At 62.3% G+C, this 22089-nt stretch carries 16 protein-coding genes and 3 tRNA genes; 10 read left to right on the top strand and 9 right to left on the bottom strand.

Annotated features, from left to right (window positions below):
- Positions 1–67 precede the first annotated feature (67 nt).
- Together IE097_RS11590 and gloA are read right to left on the bottom strand one after the other, a co-directional pair.
- A complete protein-coding gene (locus IE097_RS11590; RefSeq protein WP_189460912.1) occupies positions 68–1468 on the bottom strand; it encodes a sodium:proton antiporter in 1401 nt (466 codons plus the stop codon).
- Positions 1469–1502: 34 nt separating this feature from the next.
- Positions 1503–1892: a lactoylglutathione lyase gene (gene gloA, locus IE097_RS11585; protein WP_189460911.1), complete on the bottom strand. Its 390-nt coding sequence runs from the start codon at positions 1890–1892 to the stop codon at positions 1503–1505.
- A gap of 174 nt (positions 1893–2066) precedes the next feature.
- On the opposite strand from gloA, the gene IE097_RS11580 reads away from it, so the two are divergent.
- The 3 genes from IE097_RS11580 (at position 2067) to IE097_RS11570 (ending at position 4030) form a co-directional block, all read left to right on the top strand.
- A tRNA-Lys gene (locus tag IE097_RS11580) sits at positions 2067–2142 on the top strand.
- Positions 2143–2190: 48 nt separating this feature from the next.
- A tRNA-Lys gene (locus tag IE097_RS11575) sits at positions 2191–2266 on the top strand.
- Between the two features lie 99 nt (positions 2267–2365).
- Positions 2366–4030 carry an LTA synthase family protein gene (locus tag IE097_RS11570; RefSeq protein WP_189460909.1) on the top strand — a complete coding sequence of 555 codons (1665 nt, stop codon included), beginning with the start codon at positions 2366–2368 and terminating at the stop codon, positions 4028–4030.
- Positions 4031–4091: 61 nt separating this feature from the next.
- Here the strand turns inward: IE097_RS11570 and IE097_RS11565 are convergent, their stop codons facing one another.
- From IE097_RS11565 to IE097_RS11555, 3 genes are read right to left on the bottom strand one after another with little or no spacing between them, the layout of a single operon-like run.
- A complete protein-coding gene (locus IE097_RS11565) occupies positions 4092–4988 on the bottom strand; it encodes a Dyp-type peroxidase (RefSeq protein WP_189460907.1) in 897 nt (298 codons plus the stop codon).
- On the bottom strand, positions 4985–5566 hold the full coding sequence (locus IE097_RS11560; RefSeq protein ID WP_189460905.1) for a YqiA/YcfP family alpha/beta fold hydrolase: 582 nt from the start codon (positions 5564–5566) through the stop codon (positions 4985–4987). The genes IE097_RS11565 and IE097_RS11560 overlap by 4 nt, the downstream gene beginning before the upstream one ends.
- On the bottom strand, positions 5563–6540 hold the full coding sequence (locus IE097_RS11555; protein ID WP_189460903.1) for a quinone oxidoreductase family protein: 978 nt from the start codon (positions 6538–6540) through the stop codon (positions 5563–5565). Before IE097_RS11555 ends, IE097_RS11560 begins: the two co-directional genes overlap by 4 nt.
- Before the next feature lie 270 nt (positions 6541–6810).
- Here IE097_RS11555 and IE097_RS11550 point away from each other — a divergent pair, with 270 nt between their 5' ends.
- The 3 genes from IE097_RS11550 (at position 6811) to IE097_RS11540 (ending at position 9868) form a co-directional block, all read left to right on the top strand.
- A complete protein-coding gene (locus IE097_RS11550) occupies positions 6811–8808 on the top strand; it encodes a ribonucleoside triphosphate reductase (RefSeq protein ID WP_189460901.1) in 1998 nt (665 codons plus the stop codon).
- A 57-nt stretch (positions 8809–8865) separates the two neighbouring features.
- Complete coding sequence (gene nrdD / locus IE097_RS11545; RefSeq protein WP_189460899.1) at positions 8866–9051, top strand: anaerobic ribonucleoside-triphosphate reductase; 186 nt, start codon at positions 8866–8868, stop codon at positions 9049–9051.
- Positions 9052–9121: 70 nt separating this feature from the next.
- On the top strand, positions 9122–9868 hold the full coding sequence (locus IE097_RS11540; RefSeq protein WP_229797556.1) for an anaerobic ribonucleoside-triphosphate reductase activating protein: 747 nt from the start codon (positions 9122–9124) through the stop codon (positions 9866–9868).
- On the opposite strand, the gene IE097_RS11535 is transcribed toward IE097_RS11540, so the two are convergent.
- Positions 9869–11560 carry a SulP family inorganic anion transporter gene (locus IE097_RS11535; RefSeq protein WP_229797555.1) on the bottom strand — a complete coding sequence of 564 codons (1692 nt, stop codon included), beginning with the start codon at positions 11558–11560 and terminating at the stop codon, positions 9869–9871.
- A 505-nt stretch (positions 11561–12065) separates the two neighbouring features.
- On the opposite strand from IE097_RS11535, the gene katG reads away from it, so the two are divergent.
- Complete coding sequence (gene katG / locus IE097_RS11530; protein WP_229797554.1) at positions 12066–14264, top strand: catalase/peroxidase HPI; 2199 nt, start codon at positions 12066–12068, stop codon at positions 14262–14264.
- Positions 14265–14471: 207 nt separating this feature from the next.
- On the top strand, positions 14472–15635 hold the full coding sequence (locus IE097_RS11525) for an NAD(P)H-dependent flavin oxidoreductase (RefSeq protein ID WP_189460897.1): 1164 nt from the start codon (positions 14472–14474) through the stop codon (positions 15633–15635).
- A 175-nt stretch (positions 15636–15810) separates the two neighbouring features.
- Here the strand turns inward: IE097_RS11525 and IE097_RS11520 are convergent.
- Positions 15811–15886, bottom strand: a tRNA-Thr gene (locus IE097_RS11520).
- A gap of 168 nt (positions 15887–16054) precedes the next feature.
- Here IE097_RS11520 and IE097_RS11515 point away from each other — a divergent pair.
- Together IE097_RS11515 and IE097_RS11510 are read left to right on the top strand one after the other, a co-directional pair.
- Positions 16055–16507, top strand: a complete 453-nt coding sequence (locus tag IE097_RS11515; RefSeq protein WP_189460895.1) for a pilin — start codon at positions 16055–16057, stop codon at positions 16505–16507.
- Positions 16508–16584: 77 nt separating this feature from the next.
- The gene (locus IE097_RS11510; RefSeq protein ID WP_189460893.1) at positions 16585–20313 is read left to right on the top strand and encodes a fused MFS/spermidine synthase; all 3729 of its coding nucleotides are present in this window, start codon (positions 16585–16587) and stop codon (positions 20311–20313) included.
- Between the two features lie 32 nt (positions 20314–20345).
- On the opposite strand, the gene cysN is transcribed toward IE097_RS11510, so the two are convergent.
- Both cysN and IE097_RS11500 read right to left on the bottom strand, forming a co-directional pair.
- Positions 20346–21770, bottom strand: coding sequence for a sulfate adenylyltransferase subunit CysN (gene cysN, locus IE097_RS11505; protein WP_189460891.1), 1425 nt, complete (start codon positions 21768–21770; stop codon positions 20346–20348).
- A gap of 26 nt (positions 21771–21796) precedes the next feature.
- On the bottom strand, positions 21797–22084 hold the full coding sequence (locus tag IE097_RS11500) for a YciI family protein (protein ID WP_189460888.1): 288 nt from the start codon (positions 22082–22084) through the stop codon (positions 21797–21799).
- Positions 22085–22089: the final 5 nt, after the last annotated feature.

Here is a 22089-nt window from a genome sequence, read left to right as displayed (position 1 = left end):
GTTCTAAGTTCGGCGGAATGCCGGAGACAGTGAAAAATGCCCGCCAGCAAGGCTGGCGAGCGTTTCATCAGTAGTGGAAGAACACCAGCGAAGTGAGCACGAAGCAGGGCAGCAGAATGGCGATCGACCAAGCCATGTAGCCGAAGAAGCTCGGCATCTTCACGCCGCGGTCTTCGGCGACCGCCTTGACCATGAAGTTCGGCGCATTGCCGATATAGGTCATCGCGCCCATGAACACCGCGCCGGCCGAGATCGCCAGCAGCGTCGACGCCATCGGGCCCATCATGTGCGCCGCATCGCCGTGCGCCAGATTGAAGAACACCAGATAGGTCGGCGCGTTGTCGAGGAAGCTCGACAGGATGCCGGTCATCCAGAAGTACATCGAGTCGATCGGCGCGCCGCCCGGATCACTGACCAGCCGCACCAGCGATGCCAGGTGGCCGGCTTCGCCGGCGCGCAGGATCGCGATCGCCGGCGCCATCGCCAGGAAGATGCCGATGAACAGCTTGGCCACTTCGAGGATCGGATCCCAGTTGAAGTCGTTGCCGGCGCGGACCTGCTTCGGCGTGAACTTCAGCGACACCAGTGCGATGACGATCAGCAGCACGTCGCGGACGATGTCCTGCAGGCCGACCTCGGTGCCGAGCACGTGGAAATCGATCCCCGGCTTCCACACGCCCGACATCACCACGGCGGCGACGACGGCGGCGATCAGGAAGAAGTTGAACTTGCCGAACAGCTTGAGTCGCGAGTCCGGCGTCGGATCGACCGCCTCGACCTCGTCTTCCTTGCTGTAGAAGTGGCGGTCGATGAAGTAGAACAGCGTCAGCAGGATCGCCGAATTCAGCGCGACCAGCGGCAGCATGTGCTCGAGCGTCCAGAAGAAGCTGATGCCCTTGAGGAAGCCGAGGAACAGCGGCGGATCGCCGATCGGCGTCAGCCCGCCGCCGATGTTGGCGACGAGGAAGATGAAGAACACCACGACGTGGACGTTGTGCTTGCGGTTGTCGTTGGCCTTCAGCAGCGGCCGGATCAGCAGCATCGCCGCACCGGTCGTTCCCATGATCGAGGCGCAGACGGTACCGAGTGCCAGGATTGCGGTGTTGACCTTGGGCGAACCGTGCAGATTGCCCCAGACGAGAATCCCGCCCGAGACCGTATACAGCGCGAACAGCAGCAGGATGAAGGGGATGTACTCGTCGATCAGTGCATGGGCGATCACGGCACCGGCGTTGCCGGCGCCGTAGACCACGGCAAACGGCACGAGGAAAGCCAGCGCCCAGAAGCCGGCGACCTTGCCGAAGTGCGCATGCCAGAAATGCGGCGCCAGCAGCGGGAACAGCGCGATCGACAGCAGGATGCCGACGAAGGGCAGCGCCCAAGCGAGGCCGAGCTGGGCGCCGTCGAAGTCGGCGGCATGGGCCAGCGCCGGCAACATGGCCAGCAACAGGGGGAGAAATCGTTTCATGTCGTCCGGTCGGTGGGGGCGGCCGCGGGCCGCGTTACTGGGTGTGCTTCTGGATGAACTCGATCTTGTAGCCGTCCGGATCCTCGACGAAGGCGATCACGGTGGTGCCATGCTTCATCGGGCCCGGCTCGCGCACGACCTTGCCGCCTCTGGCGCGCACGGCATCACAGGTGGCAACGATGTCGTCGGTTTCGATCGCGATATGTCCGTAAGCGTTCCCGAGCTCGTAACGATTTGTATCCCAGTTGTGGGTGAGCTCGAGCACGGCGGTGCTGGCTTCGTCGCCGTAACCGACGAAGGCGAGCGTGAAGCGGCCTTCCGGATAGTCCTGCCGGCGCAGCAGGCGCATGCCCAGTACTTCGGTATAGAAAACAAGGGCGCGATCGAGATCGCCGACGCGCAGCATGGTATGCAGTAGACGCATGATGAAGCTCCTGGTGGGGACGGGTATTGGACTGCGTCAAAGTGTAGCCCGATGTGAGTATTGCCATACAGCGGCATATTGCCGCGGCACGGGCGTGGTGCCGCAGCCGCTTTTTCCGGTCACGGGCTTGACAGCCTGCACCGGGCTGATTAAGATGCGCGTCTTGTTTTGGAAGGGTCGTTAGCTCAGTTGGTAGAGCAGCGGACTTTTAATCCGTTGGTCGCAGGTTCGAGTCCCGCACGACCCACCATCCAGAACTTGACAAGCTGGCAATTGGTTCTATATAGTTGCCGCTCTCGGGCTGTTAGCTCAGTTGGTAGAGCAGCGGACTCTTAATCCGTAGGTCGAGTGTTCGAGCCACTCACAGCCCACCAGTTTCACCAAAGAAGCCAGTCGAAAGACTGGCTTTTTTGCGTTTGGCCGCAGCAAGGCGGAGTAATGCATCGCCCTCGCGGGCGGGCGCGGGAAAGCACATGCAAGCAGCAAGACTTCGGCACTGGGGACTCAAACTGGCGGTACTGGCGGGACCGTATGCGCTGCTGCTGGCCGGCCGGTTGCTGATCGACAGTGATTTCGCCCCGCCGCGGCTGCTGTTTTCCCTGCTGGTCTACCTGACGCTGGCAATCGTGCTCAACCGCTGGGCAGCGGTCGGCGCCGTCATCGGCCTCGAAGGCTTCCTGAGCCACGCGAACTGGGCCAAGGAGTCGCTGACCGGCGAGACCCTGGTGGCGCGCGACGTGCTCGAGGTCTCGCAGGGCGCGTCGTTGTCGAGTTACCTCGGCTGGGAGATGGCGGCGTTCGCAACGCTGTTCGTCGTCGCGCTGGCCATCGGTGTCTGGAAGCGGCCGCGTTTCTCGTGGTGGCGACTGGCCGCCGGCCTCGTCCTGCCGCTGATGCTCGGCGTGCGGCTGGCCGACAGCGGTTCGGCGGGCAAGGCCGTCAATTCGGTCCTCAGCGACGTCTTCAATGCCCACTACCTGTCGTACAACTTCAACGAGAACGCCAAGCAGAACGGCATTCTGGCGCATCTTTACTTCACCGCCGAAAGCATCAAGCTGCCGCAGCGCGGCCCGCATGCCTTTTACGACAACCCGTCGGCCACGCTGGACCCTGCACCCGGACCCGACGTCGCGCTGATCCTGTGCGAGGCATGCTTTACCACCACCGACGACCGTTTCCGTACGGCGATCGCCGATCTGGGCAAGCGGGGCTTCGTGCAGTCGACCGCGATCAGCCCGGTTTACGGCGGCGGCACGTCGGAGGCCGAGTTCGAACTGCTGGCCGGGTTGTCGTCGCAGGTACTGCCCGGCGTCGATTACCAGAACTTCGGCCCCGACTACCGCGACGGTGCCGAATCGCTGATCTCGCGCTTCCGGGGCGCCGGCTACCATACCGCCGGCATCCACAATTTCTACGGTTCGTTCTGGAAGCGCGATACGGTCTACAAGCACTTCGGTTTCGACGAGCAGCACTTCGTCGAAACCATGGCCTGGCATACCCGCACCTGGCCGTCCGATGCGCTGCTGTACCAGCGCGCACTCGATGTCTATGCGGCGCAGCCGGCGAAGAAAAAGCAGTTCATGTTCCTGGTGACGGTGATGACGCACGGTGCCTACCGCAGCAGCGACGACGGCGAAACGGATTACCGTACGCGGCTGACGGCGGCGGTGAAGGAAATGGAAGGCTTCGTTGCCGAGCTGGAAAAGCGCGCCAAAAAGCGCAAGCGTCCGCTGACCGTCATCGTCGTCGGCGACCACAAGCCGTCACTGACGTCGGTGTTCTACCGCAAGGGCATTTTCGACCCGCACTATTTCCGTACTACCGGTACCAGCAACGGCGATTTCCGCTTTGCCTTCAAGCTCACGCCGGCGCAGTACCGCGTCCGTGGCGAAGTCCCGGTCTTCATCAAGGCGACCGGCAAGGGCAATGCCGATCCGGCGGCGATGGCGGCGCGGGTGGCCGAGCGGCCGATGTTCTGCCTGTCGAGTGAAGTGGCGCGACTGGCTGGCGGCGAAGACCGGTTCTGGCCGACGCTGGCCGGCCTGTGCGAGCGCAGCCCGGATGCACTCGCCAAACATGGCAAGGCCGCCTGGCAAGCGGTGTTTCCGTTGCCGCTGTACGCCGAGCGTCTGTTCTGACCGCCTGATCGCCCAAACAAAACGCCCCGGTACAGGGGCGTTCTGTTTGGGGTGCCTGCAATCAGCCCAGGCTGGCGAGCCTGTCGGCGCTGGGCGCGAAGAAGGCGCCACCACTGACCGCGCGCGTGTAGTTGAGCAGGTGGTCGACGCGGCCGTCGCTGGTCGGCGAGATCATCCGCGCCAGCATTTTTTCGAAGATCACCGGCGTGTGGCAGTAGCTGGCGAAATACAGGCCGCGCTCGCCGCCCGGCGTGCCGTAGGGCAGCGAATGGCGCAGGATCGCCAGCTCCTCGCCGTCCTCCTCGATCACCACCCGGCTGATGTGCGCGGTGGCCGGCTTTTCGTCGTCGTCGAGCTCCTCGTCGCCGTCCTTGGTCCGGCCCATGACCGCTTCCTGCTGCTTCACCGGCAGCTTCTGCCACGAGTCGAGCCGGTGCACGTAGCGCTGCGTGTGGATGTAGCTGCCGCCGGCCCAGTCGCCGCCGGAGACCAGCGCCACGGCCGGGCGTTCGTCGGCGTCCGGATTTTCGGTGCCGTCGACGAAGCCGGTCAGGTCGCGGCCCTCGAAGCGGCGGAACGCGGCGACGTTTTCGACCGGTTCGAGCCAGCCGGACAGCGCGTTGACACAGGCGTCGGCCAGGTCGAACAGCCGGTCCTGGTGTTCGCCGCGCAGATGGATCAGCACGTCGGCATCGGTGGCCGGTGCGGCATGCACCGCGCCGGGAATGCGCGGAAACGCGCGCAGCTCGGCCGGGCGGGGACCTTCGAACACGTCGCCGAAGGCATCGGCACCGAAGGCGACGACGCCCAGGCTGCCCTGGGCCGCCAGCCGGGTCTGCAGCGTCGCCAGGCATTCGCGGCTCTTGGCATCGATGCGCCGGCCGAGGCGGCGGCGCAGCAGAACAAAATAGGCGTGCGGGGAAGCGGGCGGCAGGATGCCCGATTGCGGTGTGGTCATGCTTGTCCTTGTGCAAAGTCCCAGATGGCGGGCAGCCATTCAGGATAGTTCCGGAAGCCATGGTCGCCGCCGTCGATGACGGTTTGACGGCATCCGGCATATTTGTCGACCGCTTCGCGGTAGTCGAGCACCTCGTCGCCGGTCTGCGCCATCAGCCAGTAGCGGTGCGGCGCGCTGACGTCGCGCTCGAGCGCCTTCAGCGCCGGTGCGAACGTGGCATCGATCACGTGGTACTCGCCGGTCTGGTAGTTGCGCTGCGGGCCGAGGTGGTCCTTGAGCAGCTCGTACGGCCTGACCGCCGGGTTGACCAGAATCGCGCGGCAGCCGTATTCCTCGGCGGCCCAGGTGGCGAAGTAGCCGCCGAGCGAGCTGCCGATCAGGCAGAACGGTTCGCCGTGCAGCCGCTCGATCGCGTTTTCCAGTGCTTCACATGCAGCGACCGGTTCCATCGGCAGCTGCGGGCAGTGGAAATAGTCGGCGCGCTGCCGTTCGGCCATCCACACGGCGGTGTCCTGCGCCTTCTGCGAGAAGGGACTGGACAGGAAGCCGTGCAGGTAGACGAGGTGGGCGGTCGTCATTCCGGCAGCAGCAGCGTCGAGCCGGTGGTGCGGCGTGCTTCGAGTTCGCGGTGTGCCAGCGCCGCGTCGGCGAGGGCAAAGCGCTGGCCGATGTCGGCGACCACGTGGCCGCGGGCAACGGCGGTGAAATAGTCCTCGGCGGTGTCGAGCAGTTCGTCGCGCGTGGCCGTGTAGTGGCCCAGCGTCGGCCGGGTCAGGAACAGCGAGCCTTTCTGCGCCAGCAGGTTGGGCGAGAACGGCGGCACCGCGCCCGACGCGTTGCCGAACGACACCAGCATGCCGCGCGGACCGAGGCTGTCGAGCGAGCCGTCGAACGTCACCGCGCCGACGCCGTCGTAGACGACCGGCACGCCGGCACCGGCGGTGATCTCGCGGACCCGGGCGGCAAAGTCGTCGACCCGGTAGTCGATGACGTGGTCGCACCAGCCCGCAGCCAGCGCGCACTTTTCGGCGCCGCCGGCGGTGCCGATCACGGTGGCGCCCAGCGCGCGCGCCCACTGGCAGGCGATCTGGCCGACACCGCCGGCGGCGGCGTGGATCAGCACCGTCATGCCGGCCTTGACCGGGAAAGTGCGCTTCAGCAGGTACTGCGCGGTCATGCCGCGCAGCAGCGTGCCGGCGGCGATGTCGTCGCTGATGGCTTCGGGCACCGGCACCAGCCGCGCGGCCGGCACGATGCGGTGCTGCGCGTACGCGCCGGTGGCACCGCCGGCGTAGGCCACCCGGTCACCCTTGCGGAATTCCTTCACGCCGTCGCCGACCGCCTCGACCACGCCGCAGGCTTCCTGACCGAGCCCGCTCGGCAGCGGCAGCGGGTACAGGCCGCTGCGGTGATAGGTGTCGATGAAATTGACGCCGATCGCGGTCTGGCGGATCAGCACCTCGCCGGCGCCGGGGTTGCCGAGCGCGACGGTTTCCAGCTGCAGCACGTCGGGATCGCCGTGCCGGTGAATGCGGATGACTTGGGTATCCATGGGGTATCCAGCGTGTAGTCCAGAACGGCCGATTACATTCTAGCGAGGTCGCGCCGCGCGCGTCCGGCATTAGTGACAGAGCATACGCCGATGCGGCGCGCGCATCGGCGATCCCGTCGTCATGAGCAAGCCGGACCGGGGGGCTTGTTGACCTGGGTCAAGCGACGCCGACTTGGGGCGGCGGACTCGGATTGAACACAATATATTGTGTCCATTCCCGACATGTGCACCATATGTTGATAAATTGTTGATAAAAAGTTGATAAGCCCGATGAGCTCCATTCCCCAGTACGTGATCAAGCGCGACGGCCGCATCGTCGCTTTCGACGCCGACAAGATTGCCCGCGCCATCGCCGCCGCCGGCCGCGCCAGCGGCGAGTTCGACACCGACTGGGCGCATGCGCTGTCGGTCACCGTGCTCAACCACCTGCCGGCCGACGCGACGCCGGCGATCGAGGCGATCCAGGATGCGGTCGAGGAAACCCTGCTCGCCGCCGGCCATCTGAAAACCGCACGTGCCTACATCGCCTACCGCGAAGCACACTCGCGCCTGCGTGCCGACACCCGCACCGTCGTCGACGTCGGCGCCAGCATCAACGAGTACCTCGACCGCTCCGACTGGCGCGTCAACGCCAACGCCAACCAGGGCTACAGCCTCGGCGGGCTGATCCTCAACACCAGCGGCAAGGTGATCGCCAACTACTGGCTCAACCACGTCTACCCGCCCGAAGTCGGCGAGGCGCACCGCTCGGGCGCGATCCACGTCCACGACCTCGACATGCTCGCCGGCTACTGCGCCGGCTGGAGCCTGCGCGTGCTGCTGACCGAGGGCTTCAACGGCGTGCCGGGCAAGGTCGAGGCGACGCCGCCCAAGCACATGAGCAGCGCGGTCGGCCAGATCGTCAACTTCCTCGGCACGCTGCAGAACGAATGGGCCGGCGCGCAGGCGTTCTCGTCGTTCGACACCTATATGGCGCCGTTCATCCGCGTCGACAATCTGGCGTACGAGGAAGTGAAGCAGCACATCCAGGAGCTGATCTACAACCTGAACGTGCCGAGCCGCTGGGGCACGCAGACGCCGTTCACCAACCTGACCTTCGACTGGGTGTGCCCGGACGACCTGAAGGAACAGATACCCTATATCGGCGGCAAGGAAATGCCGTTCGCCTACGGCGACCTGCAGGCCGAGATGGAGATGATCAACCGCGCCTACATCGAAGTGATGATGGAAGGCGACGCCAAGGGGCGCGCGTTCACCTTTCCGATTCCGACGTACAACATCACGCCGGACTTCGACTGGGATCACCCGAACACCGAGATCCTGTTCGAGATGACCGCCAAGTACGGTCTGCCGTACTTCCAGAACTTCCTCAATTCCGAGCTGCAGCCGAACATGGTCCGGTCGATGTGCTGCCGGCTGCAGCTCGACCTGCGCGAACTGCTGAAGCGCGGCAACGGCCTGTTCGGCTCGGCCGAGCAGACCGGCTCGCTCGGCGTGGTGACGATCAACTGCGCGCGCCTCGGCCATGAATTCCGTGGCGACGAGGCCGGCCTGTACGCCCGCATCGACGCGCTGATGGAGATCGGCAAGACCTCGCTCGAACTCAAGCGCAAGGTGATCCAGCGCCTGATCGACAACGGCCTGTACCCGTACACCAAGCGCTACCTCGGCACCCTGCGCAACCACTTCAGCACGCTCGGGGTCAACGGCATCAACGAGATGATCCGCAACTTCAGCGGCGACGCGTTCGACATCACCGATCCGCGCGGCCATGCGATGGCGGTGAAGCTGCTCGACCACATCCGCGCGCGGATGACCGAGTTCCAGGAAGAAACCGGCCACCTGTACAACCTGGAAGCGACGCCGGCCGAAGGCACGACCTACCGCTTTGCCCGCGAGGACAGGAAGCGCTATCCGGACATCATCCAGGCCGGCAGCGAAAGCCAGCCCTATTACACCAACTCGAGCCAGCTGCCGGTCGGCTTCACCGACGACCCGTTCGAAGCACTCAGCCGCCAGGACGAACTGCAGCGCAAGTACACCGGCGGCACCGTGCTGCACCTGTACATGAACGAGGCGGTCTCGAGCGCCGCGGCGTGCAAGGCGCTGGTGAAGAAGTCGCTGTCGAGCTTCCGCCTGCCCTATCTGACCGTGACGCCGACGTTCTCGGTCTGCCCGACCCACGGCTACCTCGCCGGCCATCACGAGTTCTGCCCGAAGTGCGACGCGGAGCTGCTGGCCAAGAAGCAGGCTGCCTGCTGCAAGTAAACCCGCGGCCAGTCATCGGGCTGGCCGTCATCCACGAACAAACAAACGGAGAACACCATGACCGACCTCTCGATCCAGCCCCAGCTTGCCACCGCCGACGTGCAACTGCGCGACGAAGAACGCACCCGCTGCGAAATCTGGACCCGGGTGATGGGCTATCACCGCCCGGTGACGAGCTTCAACACCGGCAAGCAGGGCGAGTTTGCCGAGCGCACCTTCTTCAACGAGCCGGGCCGTGGCTGATCCGGGCCAGTGCGCTTCAACGAACCGGGACGTGATTGATCCGGCCGAGCCGTCTTCAGCGAAGCGGGCCGTGGCTGACGCCGCGACGGTCGCGCCACACAGTCGCGACCTGCCGAACCCGCCGAAGATCGGCGGGTTCGTGCCGTTTTCGAGTTGCGATTATCCGGGCCAGCTGGCTTGCGTGGTGTTCCTGTCCGGCTGCCCGTGGCGCTGTCATTACTGCCACAACCCGCACCTGCAGAAGCGCGGTCAGGTCGACGGCGTGCCGGTCTGGGCCGAAATCATCGCGTGGCTCGAACAGCGTCGCGGCCTTCTGGATGCGGTGGTGTTCTGCGGCGGTGAACCGCTGGCCGAGAAGCATCTGCCGGCAATGCTGCGCGACGTGAAAGCGATGGGTTTCAAGGCGGCGCTGCACACCGGTGGCGCTTATCCGGTGCGGTTGGCGCATTGCCTGCCTTACCTCGACTGGGTCGGTTTCGACGTCAAGACCGGCTTTGCCGGCTACGCCGACGTGACGCTGGTCCCGCGCAGCGGCGACCCGGCACTTGCGTCCTTGCAGCAGGTGATCGGTTCGGGCGTCGCGTTCGAATGCCGGACGACCATCCATCCGCAGCTGCACGACGAAGCGGCACTGCTGGCGCTGGGAGACACGCTGGCCGGCCTTGGCGTGCAGGATTACGCGCTGCAGCGCTTCCGGCCGCAGGGCACGGCATCGGCGCTGCTCGGCAGCCAGCCGCTGCCGGCCGGCTATCCGTCGAACGCGACGACGCAGGCACTGGCGGCAAAGTTTGCCCGCTTCAGCGTCCGCAACGACTGATCAGGCAGCGCATCCCGTTTCGGCGCAGTACGCCGCCAGCGCCGCATGCCGCGACGGATAGAAGCGGATGCCAGTGCTCTCGGCGGCAATGCCGCGCTGGCGCAGCCATTCGAGCATCTGCGCGGTACGGCCGGCCAGCGCCAGCACGATGCCGCGCTCGGCCAGCTGTTTCTGCAGCTCGCGCACCGCCATTGCCCCGGTCAGGTCGACATCGCCGATCGACACCGCGTCGATGACGACCCAGCGCGGCTGCTGTTCGTGCACCAGTGCCTGCAGCCGCTGGCGGAAGAAGTCGGCGTTGAAGAAGGTCAGCGGCGATTCGAAACGGTAGATCAGCAGGCCCGGCACCGGTTTCGCCTCCGGATAGTGGGCCAGCTCGTAGAAACCGTCGCGGTCGCCGATGCGGCCGAACAGCTGGTCGCTGGGCCGGGCGACCTGGGCGAGGAAGCGCAGCAGCGCCAGCCCGACCGCCATCAGGATGCCCGGCATGACGCCGATGATGACGACACCGCTCAGCGTCGCCAGCGCGATGTTGAATTCGGCGCGGCTGTAGCGGCGCAGCGCGATCAGGCCCCGCAGGTCCATCAGCCCGATCGCCGAGGCGATCAGGATCGCGCCGAGTGCGGCGATCGGCAGCACGGCCAGCGGCTTGGTCAGCACCAGCAGCACCAGCAGCAGCGCACCGGCGCCGACGATCGATACCATCCGCGTCTGGCCGCCGGCGGCGTCGTTGACTGCGGTACGCGAATCGGCACCGCTGATCGCGAAACCCTGGCTCAGCGCCGAGGCGACGTCGGCGGCGCCCAGCGCCATGAATTCGCGGTTGGCGTCGATGTCGTAGCCGTTCTTGGCGGCAAAACTGCGGCCGGTGAGCATGGCGCTGCTGAACGAAATCAGTGCCAGCGCGGCGGCGGCCGGCACCAGCGTGCCGAGCGCCTCGTGCGGCAGTGACGGCCACACCAGTCGGGGCAGGCCGGACGGCAGCGGGCCGACGACGGCCACGCCATATTGAGACAGGGCGAACAGCCCCGACGCCAGCGTGGCGCCGACCATCGCCACCAGCGCGGCGGGGCCGCGCGGTACCCGGTATTTGACGATGAAGTAGACCGCGATCGTCGCCAGCGCCAGCAACAGCGTCGGCCAGTGGATGCGGCCGAGTTGTTCGACGAGCGACAGCAGCTGGCCGATCACGTCCTTGCCGTCGAGCTTCAGTCCGGACACCTTGCCGAGCTGGCCGATGATGATGTTGACCGCGACGCCGTTGAGCAGGCCGGCAAGGATGGGGCGCGACAGGAAGTCGGCAAGAAAGCCGAGCCGGAAGCGGCTGGCGAGCATGCAGAACAGTCCGGCCATCAGCGTCAGGCTGACCGCGAGGCCCATGTATTCCTCGCTGCCGGGCGCGGCCAGCGGCATCAGCGTCGCGGCGATCATCGCGCAGGTCGCCGCATCCGGGCCGACGACGAGCTGCCGCGACGACCCCATCAGCGCATAGACGATCATCGGCAGGATGGTGCTGTAGAGCCCGACGATGGGACTGAAGCCGGCGAGCTGGGCGTAGGCGACACCGACCGGCAGTGCGACCGCCGCGACCGACAGCCCGGCCTGGACGTCGGCGCGCCAGTGCCGGCGCGGATAATTCATCAGCTCGGGCAGGCCGGGCAGCAGTCGAAGGAGGAGGTGGCGCGGCGACATGGGCGAGGCGGCTGACGGGGGAGGATGGTCGATCCTGCATCATACCTGCTGGCCGTGCTTGTCCGCGCCGGGCGCATCGACTAACACACAGAGGGGATAGCGTCCGGCTATCCATAGCGAATAAATATTCAATTTCAATAGGCCATTGCAGTTGACAATAATCAGGGCTGGTTCCTTACAAGGAGCGCACGATGAAACGACTGATCGACTGGGCCGATTTCTGGGCCCACTACAGCGGCTGGTACTGAACCGGCCAGCCTGTTTCCGATCCAACCCGGGTTCGACCCGGCCCGGCACGGGGGCTGACGCAGGCGGAATGCCGCCCGGGTGACAGGCCGCCGTCGTTCTCCTTGCCGGTCGCAGCGATCCACGACCACCCGCCGTGCGTTCCGGCACCGCGGCAGACGGTCGCGACGCTGGCGCAGTGACCACCGCGAGCGCCTCTTTCACGCCCGGGCCCGGCCTTGGGCGGCGTTCATTCCATCAGTGCAATCGTTGGAGAAAGATGATGACCAGCAGTGTCAACACCCAGGGCCAGTGCCCGTTCATGCACGGCGCGCAAACCCGCCTCGGTACTGGCGGTCCGTCGAACCGCGACTGGTGGCCCAACCAGCTCAACCTCGGCATCCTGCACCAGCACTCGTCGCTGTCCGACCCGATGGATCCGGCATTCAACTATGCCGAGGCGTTCAAGCAGCTCGACTATCAGGCACTCAAGCAGGATCTGGCGGCACTGATGACCGATTCGCAGGACTGGTGGCCGGCCGACTACGGTCATTACGGCGGCCTGATGGTCCGCATGGCGTGGCACAGCGCGGGCACCTATCGTGTCGGCGACGGTCGCGGTGGCGCCGGTCACGGCACCCAGCGTTTCGCACCGCTGAACAGCTGGCCGGACAACGTCAACCTCGACAAGGCGCGCCGGCTGCTGTGGCCGGTCAAGCAGAAGTACGGCAAGCAGATTTCGTGGGCCGACCTGATGGTGCTGGCCGGCAACGTCGCGCTGGAAACCATGGGCTTCAAGACCTTCGGTTTCGGTGGTGGCCGCGTCGACGTGTGGGAACCGGACGAGGACATCTACTGGGGCGCCGAGAAGACCTGGCTCGACGACAAGCGCTACAGCGGTGACCGCGATCTGGAAAACCCGCTGGGTGCGGTGCAGATGGGGCTGATCTACGTGAACCCGGAAGGCCCGAACGGCAATCCGGACCCGGTGGCAGCGGCGCGTGACATCCGTGAAACCTTCGCCCGCATGGCGATGAACGACGAGGAAACCGTCGCGCTGATCGCCGGCGGCCACACCTTCGGCAAGACCCACGGCGCCGGCCCGGCCTCGCACGTCGGCGCCGAGCCCGAGGCGGCCGCGCTCGAGGCGCAGGGCTTGGGCTGGCACAGTAGCTTCGGCAGCGGTGTGGGCGCCGATGCGATCGGCAGCGGTCTGGAAGTCGTCTGGACCACGACGCCGACCAAGTGGAGCAACAACTTCTTCTGGAATCTGTTCGGCTACGAATGGGAGCTGACCAAGAGCCCGGCCGGCGCGCACCAGTGGACCGCCAAGGGCGCCGGCGCGACGATTCCGGACCCGTTCGATCCGGCCAAGAAACGCGTGCCGACGATGCTGACCACCGACCTATCGCTGCGTTTTGATCCGGCGTACGAAAAGATCTCCCGCCACTTCATGGAGCATCCGGACGAGTTTGCCGACGCCTTTGCCCGCGCGTGGTTCAAGCTCACCCACCGCGACATGGGGCCGCGTGCGCGCTACCTCGGCCCGGAAGTGCCGGCCGAAGAACTGCTGTGGCAGGACCCGATTCCGGCAGCCAAAGGCCCGCTGATCGACGACGCCGACGTCGCCGCGCTGAAGGCCAGGGTGCTGGCGTCGGGACTGTCGGTGTCGCAGCTGGTGTCGACGGCGTGGGCGTCGGCGTCGACGTTCCGCGGTTCGGACATGCGCGGTGGCGCCAACGGCGCGCGCATTCGCCTCGCGCCGCAGAAGGACTGGGCGGTCAACCAGCCGGCGCAACTGGCCAAGGTGCTGCAGACGCTCGAAGGCATCCGCCAGGCGTTCAATCAGGCCGGCGGCAAGCAGGTGTCGCTGGCCGACCTGATCGTGCTGGCCGGCGGTACCGGTGTCGAGCAGGCGGCCAAGGCCGCTGGCCATGCGGTCACCGTGCCGTTCTCGCCCGGCCGCACCGATGCGTCGCAGGAGCAGACCGACGTCGCCAACTTCGCACCGCTCGAACCGGTGGCCGACGGCTTCCGCAACTATCTGAAGGCGCAATTCAGCGTGTCGGCCGAGGAGCTGCTGATCGACAAGGCCCAGCTGCTGACTTTGACCGCGCCGGAAATGACCGTGCTGATCGGCGGCCTGCGTGTGCTCGGTGCCAATGCCGGCGACAGCAAGCATGGTGTGTTCACCGAGCGCGTCGGCACGCTGAGCAACGACTTCTTCATCAACCTGCTCGACATGGGTACGGTGTGGACGCCGGTGTCGGAGGCTGCCGACGTGTTCGAAGGCCGCGACCGCAAGACCGGTGCTTCGAAGTGGACGGCAACCCGCGTCGATCTGGTGTTCGGTTCCAACTCGCAGCTGCGCGCGCTGGCCGAGGTCTATGCATCCAGCGACGTGCAGACGAAGTTCGTGCGCGATTTCGTCGCCGCGTGGACCAAGGTGATGAACGCAGACCGCTTCGACCTCGCCTGAACCCGGATTGCCCGACCAGCGGGCAATAGCAAGGAAAAGCCGGCCACGAGGCCGGTTTTTCTTTGCATGCGCAGCGTGAATCGTGCCATCGCATGCCCCTGTCCTGAGCGCCTTGATGCAGATCAAGGCCGCTTTCCAGGTCCCAGCGCAGACTTGCATCACCAAAAAAAGGGCTCGACCCCAAACATACCCATTTAGGATACAGGCATGCTTGCACATCAATTCAAACCACTGATTATCAAAGGAAAGGCGCTCCTGCCCATCGTTCAGGGCGGCATGGGCGTCGGTGTCTCGGCGCACAGGCTCGCGGGTGCAGTGGCCTCCGAGGGCGGCGTCGGCACGATCGCGTCGGTCGACTTGCGTCACCATCACCCGGACCTGCTGGCACAAAGCGAAGCGACCAAGGATCAGGCAACGCTCGACGCGCTGAACCTGACCGCGCTCGACCGTGAAATCCGCATGGCCAAGGACACCGCGCAAGGGCGCGGCATGGTCGCAGTCAATGTGATGAAGGCCGTCGACATCCATGCGCAATACGTACGCCAGGCGTGCGAATCCGGCGCCGACGCCATCGTCATGGGCGCCGGCCTGCCGCTCGACCTGCCCGAGATGACCGCCGACCACCCGAACGTGGCGCTGATCCCGATCCTGTCGGACAGCCGCGGCATCAATGTCGTGCTCAAGCGCTGGATGAAAAAGGGCAAGCTGCCCGACGCCATCGTCATCGAACATCCGGCCCATGCCGGCGGCCACCTCGGCGCGGCGACGATCGAAGGTGTGCATGACGAAAAATTCGAATTCGAACGCGTGCTGGCCGAAACGCACGAACTGTTCGCCAAGCTGGAAATCGACCCGATCCCGCTGATCGTCGCCGGCGGCATCAACAGCCACGCCAAGGTGGCGCACCTGCTCGGCTGCGGCGCCAACGCCGTCCAGCTCGGCACCGCGTTTGCCGTCACCGAAGAGGGCGACGCGCACATCAACTTCAAGCACGTACTCGCCGGCGCGCAAAAGGCCGATGTGGTCGAATTCATGTCGGTCGCCGGCCTGCCGGCCCGCGCCGTCAAGACCCCGTGGCTGGCCAAGTACCTGAAGATGGAAGCCAAGGCCCAGGCCAACGCCAAGGCCGACCCGCGCCGCTGTACCCAGTCGCTGAATTGCCTGTCGGTCTGCGGCTTCCGTGACGGCCTCGCCAAGATCGGCCAGTTCTGCATCGACCTGAAGCTCGCCGCCGCAGTGCGCGGCGAGGTCAACCAGGGCCTGTTCTTCCGCGGCTCGGAAAACCTGCCCTTCGGCAGCGCTATCCGCCCGGTCCGCGAACTGATGGGCTACCTGCTCACCGGCCACAAGCCGCTGGGCCTGCCTGCCTGACAGGCCATCCGCCAGCCCAAACAACAAAGCCCGCATTTGCGGGCTTTGTTGTTTGGGCTCGAAACGGCTCGCTGCGACGGTACGCGTCAGCAAGGTGACGTTTTACGTCACTTGCTGCTGTCTTCGGGCACCGCCAAAGCAAAAGGCCCGCATCGCTGCGGGCCTTTTCTGTACCTGGTGCCGTTGAAGTGAATCGAACACTCGACCTACTGATTACGAATCAGTTGCTCTACCGACTGAGCTACAACGGCAACGGGGCGGATTATACGGAAAACCGGCCCCGGTACCAAGACCCGAGCGCAGAAATGTGCAAAGTACAAATCGCTGGCACAGCACTTGCTTATGTACTTGGCACGCGCCGAGTGGCAGCGTGAAGTGGCCACCCAGGCTATCCCTTCAAAGAAGTTGGAGAAGAGCAAATGAAAAAGATGCAACAGGGCTTCACCCTGATCGAATTGATGATCGTGGTTGCGATCATCGGTATTCTGGCTGCGGTGGCAATTCCGTCGTACCAGAACTACACCAAGAAAGCGAAGTTCACCGAAGTCGTTCAGGCGACGGCGCCGATCAAATTGGCGGTGGAAGAGTGTGTGGCCGACGGCAAGTGCCTGGATGAAGCCAACAGCGCGGTCGCCAACATTTCGGCCGGTGCAGACGGCTTCCCGTCGGTCTCGTCGATTAAATCGACCTATGTTAATAAACTCGAAGTGGATTCGGTAGGTTTGATCAAGGTGACTTCGGAGTCGAATCTTGGCGGCATTACCTATGTCCTGAAGCCGACGGTTGCCAAGACCGGTGCCGGTGACAGCTTCAACGTGACCTGGGCAACTGACTCGTCGAGTACCTGCCTGTCGGCCGGCCTTTGCAAGTAATCAAGCTGTTTTAGCGGTATATGGGTTGGGCGCTTGCCCAGCCCATTTTTGTTTGTACGCTAGGATCGGAAAGAAGCATGAAACGCGAGTTGCTCACAACCTTGAATGGCATAGGATCGCCAAACGATTACCGGGAAGACTTCCGCAAGGAAATTTCAATTGCCTTCCGGATTGCGATGCTGGGGATGCTGCTCGCCTGGAGTTTCGGTCTTCTCGGCCTTACGTCCTATTCCTTGACGAAAAAATTTGTCATTGCATCTTATGCAGACTGGGTCGGCTGGGCGGCTGCTGCAATTTACGCACCGTTGCTGCTGTTGTTCGCTCGCAAGGATTGGGTGGCAAAATTAAGCTTGCTCGGCTTCGCCTCGCTGGCTGCCGTGATGGTTGCGGTGCTGGATCATTACAAATTGATCAATATTCCATCAGATGCACGGATAGCTTCCGTGATCTGTTTGTCTGCGCTGCTGTCGCTGTCGATTTTTTGCTATCGCGCTGGATTTGGTCGTGACCGAATTGTCCGTGAGGTTTCGATTGATCAGTTGAAGGTCTTTGGGCTGATTCTGCTCTTTGTAACGTATGGGGTCGGTATTCTCTACTTTACTGCAGCAGTCCGGCCGATTACATTTGACCCGGTTCTGTATTTGTTTGATCAAACGTTGGGCTTTCAGCTCAGTGTCATGCTATCGAAATTTGCCGAGCAGAATGCCTGGTTTTACTGGCCGATCAAGGTTGCCTACATAATACTGCCCTTGTTTTTTGCCGTGCAGTACATGCAGCAGCGCCAATCGGTACGGCCGCCCAGAGTCTATCTGCTGCCCCTGTGGCTTGGTTCGACCATGCTGGTATGCCTTCTGGCCTATCTGCTGTTGCCGGTCACCGGGCCTAAATATGCGTTTGGTGCGGCGTTTCCGAACCATATGCCACCGATTTCACAAATCCCTGCTGTTGCAGCGGTGAATCCGCACTTCTTTGCCCGTAATGGCTTTCCATCCATGCATTTCGGATGGGCTTTTGCGCTCTTTCTCAATGCCAAACTGGTCTCCGGTAAATGGAGTAGCCGGTTCTTTCTGCTGTTCGCCGGTTTGACGATTCTGGCGACCTTGGGGTTGGGTGAGCATTACGTGGTCGATCTGGTGGCCTCTGTCCCATTTGTGTATGTACTTCAAGGTTTGTTTATTCGCCATATGCCATGGTCAAACCGGGCCCGTTTGCAGAATATAGCGATTGGTGTGGGGTTCTGGTTGGGGCTGCTGCTGCTGCTGCGCTTCGGCATCAATTTGTTCACCCATGTCCCCGGCTTGTCATGGGTTGTGCTTCTGGCAACGATTATCGTTCCGACGATTTTTTACCGACGCATGATCAATGAACAGGATGGCTACTTGCTGCAGCTCAGTCCTGAAAAGCTAGGCTCCGGCATTGAAGCTGAAAAACCAAAAGATGACAAACTGCTGAAGGTCGTGACTTTGCTGTTCGTCATGTCCGGTTTTGCCGGGTTGATGTATGAAGTGGTTTTTTCAAAATCATTGGCATTGATTTTCGGCAGCATGTCCGTTGCAGTCTATACGGTTCTGGCAATCTATATGGGCGGAATGGCGTTAGGCGCTTGGCTAGGAGGGGAGTTTGCTGAGCGCTGTCGAAAGCCATTGCTTTGGTATGCAGGCTGCGAGCTACTGGTTGGACTTTACTGCATCGCAACGCCTTTCATTTTTGACCTTATTCAGGGCGTGTATGTTAACTGGGCGGTTGGCCTGCCGCCAGATGCCTCAGTTCTCGTTTTTTATAGAGTAGTACTAGGGGGGGGAGTCCTTTTATTCCCTACTGTACTGATGGGAATGACATTGCCATTGTTGCTGTCTTACTGTCGTGCTGCAAAACTCCCCTTGGGAAATTCTGTGGCGACCTTGTACGGTGCCAATACAATTGGTGCTGCGTTTGGAGCTTTGCTGGCCGGGTACTGCATCATTCCCGTTGTTGGCGTTGACGGTACAATTGGACTTGCCGCTGCTTTGAACCTATTGGTTGCGTTGCTTGCTCTGCAGTTCACACAAAAGAAAACAACGAATGTCACTGACGAACTTAATCGCACACAAGACCATGAATATGATGTCACCTCTATAAACACTGTTTCTGCGCTCAGTGCAATTGTGATTCTCACTGTAGGGGGGGTGATTACCTTTGCACTCGAAGTGGTGTACATGCATCAATTGGCCATTGTTGCCGGAAATAGTACTTACGCGTTTTCCTTGATGTTGTTTACCTTCTTGCTTGGGCTTGCAATTGGCGCAAGGGTTGCGCGTGCGATTCTCGTGCATCGCAATCGTTTGATGGAGTTGCTGATTGCGCAGGAGTTATTGCTGGCTATCGTTATTCTTCTCGGGGTCTATGGCTGGGAGTCGATGGCCGGCTATTTTAGCGACTTCACCGGTTACCCATCCGTTCGTACATTTGGTGCCCGGGAATTCATTAGAGGAAGCATCTGTTTCCTGGCCATGTTCCCGCCTGCATTGCTGATCGGATCAATTTATCCGGTTGCGATGCAGTTGATTGTTTCCTACTTCAAGAAGAACGAAGTTCGTGTTGTTGGTATTGTCGGCGGACTGAACACATTGGGAAATATTGCAGGAGTCTTGATTGCCGGGTTCGTCTTGATTCCTGCATTTGGCGCACTCAGATCAGTCCAACTGATTGCCTCCGTCGCTATCATCATTGCTTTGGTGTCAGGCTTACTTTCGCTGGCTTCCGTCACTCATCGATGGGGTGTTGTGGTTGCAAGCGGATTGCTGGCTGGCTTGATATTCCTTCAGCCTGCGTCGTTTAATTACACCGCCCTGGCTTCAGGGGCCAATGTATATTTCTCGAGAACAGCATGGGGGATGGTGATAGATCATGCAGAAAGCATTGATGGTGGATTGACCGCCATTGCGGTTCAGGGGCAAGGTGGTACAAGCGTCAAAACGCTACTGACTAATGGGAAATTTCAAGGCAATGACTCCCATAAAGGAGAAATGCAGGCCCAGATCGGCTTCGCACTTGCTCCGTTGTTGCATACCCCAGTTCGTGATCGTGCGCTCGTGATTGGTTATGGAAGCGGGGTAACCAGTCGAGTTTTGCATGATGCAGATTTCAAGTCATTAGATATCGTTGACACAAGCAAAGACATCGTTCAGTTGGCTAATAAGCATTTTTCTGAGCAGAATGGCAAGGTTAGCGAATCTGAAGGTGTTGATACCTATTTCACCGATGGTCGTAATTATCTCTTGCTGACAGATAAAATGTATGACCTGATTGGCTTGGAGATCACTTCGATTTGGTTCTCCGGTGCTGCATCTTTGTATAACCAGGAGTTCTACAGGCTGGCGAAAAACAAACTCAAGCCTGATGGTGTTCTTCAACAGTGGGTACAATTGCATCATATGCAACCGATTGACTTGCTTTCGGTAATTTCCTCCTTGAGGTCGGAATTCAAGTATGTCTGGATATACGAGATTGGTGGGCAAGGAATGCTGATTGCCAGCAATAGCCGTTCGCGTATGCCTAGCCCAATTAACCAGATGCAGCTCTTACAAGAGCCTCGCTTGATTGCTCTTTTGACAGAGTATGGAGTTTCGGTGAAAGCTCTTGATGGGAAACTACTGCTTTCGCCCCAAGGAGTTGATAACTTCATTTCCGGTTTTGGCAGTCCAGCGGAAGAGTTCATCAGCACGGACAACAATTTGTTCCTTGAGTACAGTACGCCCAAGGGCAATGTCCTTGATGGACAGGAGTCGTTCAAAAGAAATATCGATTTGTTGAAGAAGGCGGCATAAAAAAAGGCCACGTTAAAGTGGCCTTTTTTTATTCAAGAGATACTGCCGGTCCCCCAGTGCGGAAAATGCTTCCGCACCAAGGCATTCAGCTCCATCTCGAACACCCGAAGCCTCGCCAGTTCATCCGCATCGCTGCTGATTCCCTTTGATTCGGCCGCTGCAACAATCATCCCGGCTCCCGCCGTCGCGTTGGACAGCCTGTCGATGACGATGAACGAGCCGGTGCCGCGGCAGGCGGTGTAGGGGTCGAAGACGACCGGGGCGCTGGTTTCGAGGGTGACGAGGGCGATTTCGTTCAGTTGCAGCGCGTCGGTGGCGGTCTGCGCCAGCGTGTTGACGTCGATCCGGTGGGTAATCTGGCTGACGCGGCCGTAGACGCTCTTGCCGGCGAGCTTGAACTGGTATTCCTTGCCGACGAGCAGCGGCGCTTCGTTCATCCATACGATGTGGGCACTGAACGCCGAGGCGACTTGCGGTTGTGCATCCTGTGCCCGCACCAGCAGGTCGCCGCGGCTGACGTCGATTTCGTCTTCGAGCGTCAGCGTGATGGCCTGGCCGGCGAAGGCGGCGGGCTGCTCGCCCTCGAAGGTGACGATGGCCTTGACCTTCGACTTCTTGCCCGACGGCAGTGCGACGACTTCGTCACCCGGGACGACATGGCCGGCGGCGATGGTGCCGCAGAAGCCGCGGAAGTCGAGGTTGGGACGGTTGACGTACTGCACCGGCAGGCGGAACGCGTCGAGCCTGGCGTTCTTGCTGACCTGGACGCTTTCCAGCAGGCCCATCAGCGTCGCGCCGTCGTACCACGGTGCGCGGGTCGAGGCGTTGACGACGTTGTCACCCTTGAGCGCCGAGATCGGCACGAAGCGGATGTCGTCGATGGCCAGTTCTTCGGTGAACTTCAGGTAGTCGGCCTTGATCTCGTTGAAGCGCGCTTCGGAGAAGTCGACCAGATCCATCTTGTTGACCGCGACGATGACGTGCTTGATGCCGAGGAGCGAGACGATGAAGCTGTGGCGCCGCGTTTGCGTCTGCACGCCGTAGCGGGCGTCGATCAGGATGATCGCCAAGTCGCTGGTCGATGCGCCGGTGGCCATGTTGCGGGTGTACTGCTCGTGGCCCGGGCAGTCGGCGATGATGAACTTGCGCTTTTCGGTGCTGAAGTAGCGGTAGGCGACGTCGATGGTGATGCCCTGCTCGCGCTCGGCCTGCAGGCCGTCGACCAGCAGCGCCAGATCGATCTCTTCGTCGGTGGTGTTGTACTTCTGGCTGTCTTTCTTGATCGCGGCCAGATGGTCTTCGAAGATCAGTTTCGAATCGTGCAGCAGCCGGCCGATCAGCGTCGACTTGCCGTCGTCGACGTTGCCGCAGGTGATGAAACGCAGCAGATCCTTGTTCTCGTGCTGCTTCAGGTAAGCGAGGATGTCGCTGGCGATCAGGTCGGATTGGTGGGACATGGTGTTTTCCGGTGGTATTCCGCGGCTCAGGCGCGCAGGAAGGAAAGGGCGTCGGCGGACAGGTTGGGCGCGAATTCGACGATCTGGTAGCGTGCGGCGCCGGCCAGGTGGAACGGGTCCTGCCGCGTCAGCGCTTCGAGCGCTTCACGGCTCAGGCCGCGGGCCAGGATCACCCCGCCGGTCCGCGGGACTTGCGGCCCGGAGAGCAGGAAGATGCCGGCATCGTACTGGGTCTTGAGGAAGGCCCGGTGCGCGGGTACCAGCGCGTCGATCTCGTCCAGCGGCCGCAAGTATTCAACCAGAATGACAAACATCGGCA

This window comes from Jeongeupia chitinilytica (assembly GCF_014652315.1).
Lineage (GTDB): Bacteria > Pseudomonadota > Gammaproteobacteria > Burkholderiales > Chitinibacteraceae > Jeongeupia > Jeongeupia chitinilytica.
This window is presented reverse-complemented; position numbering and strand designations above follow the sequence as displayed.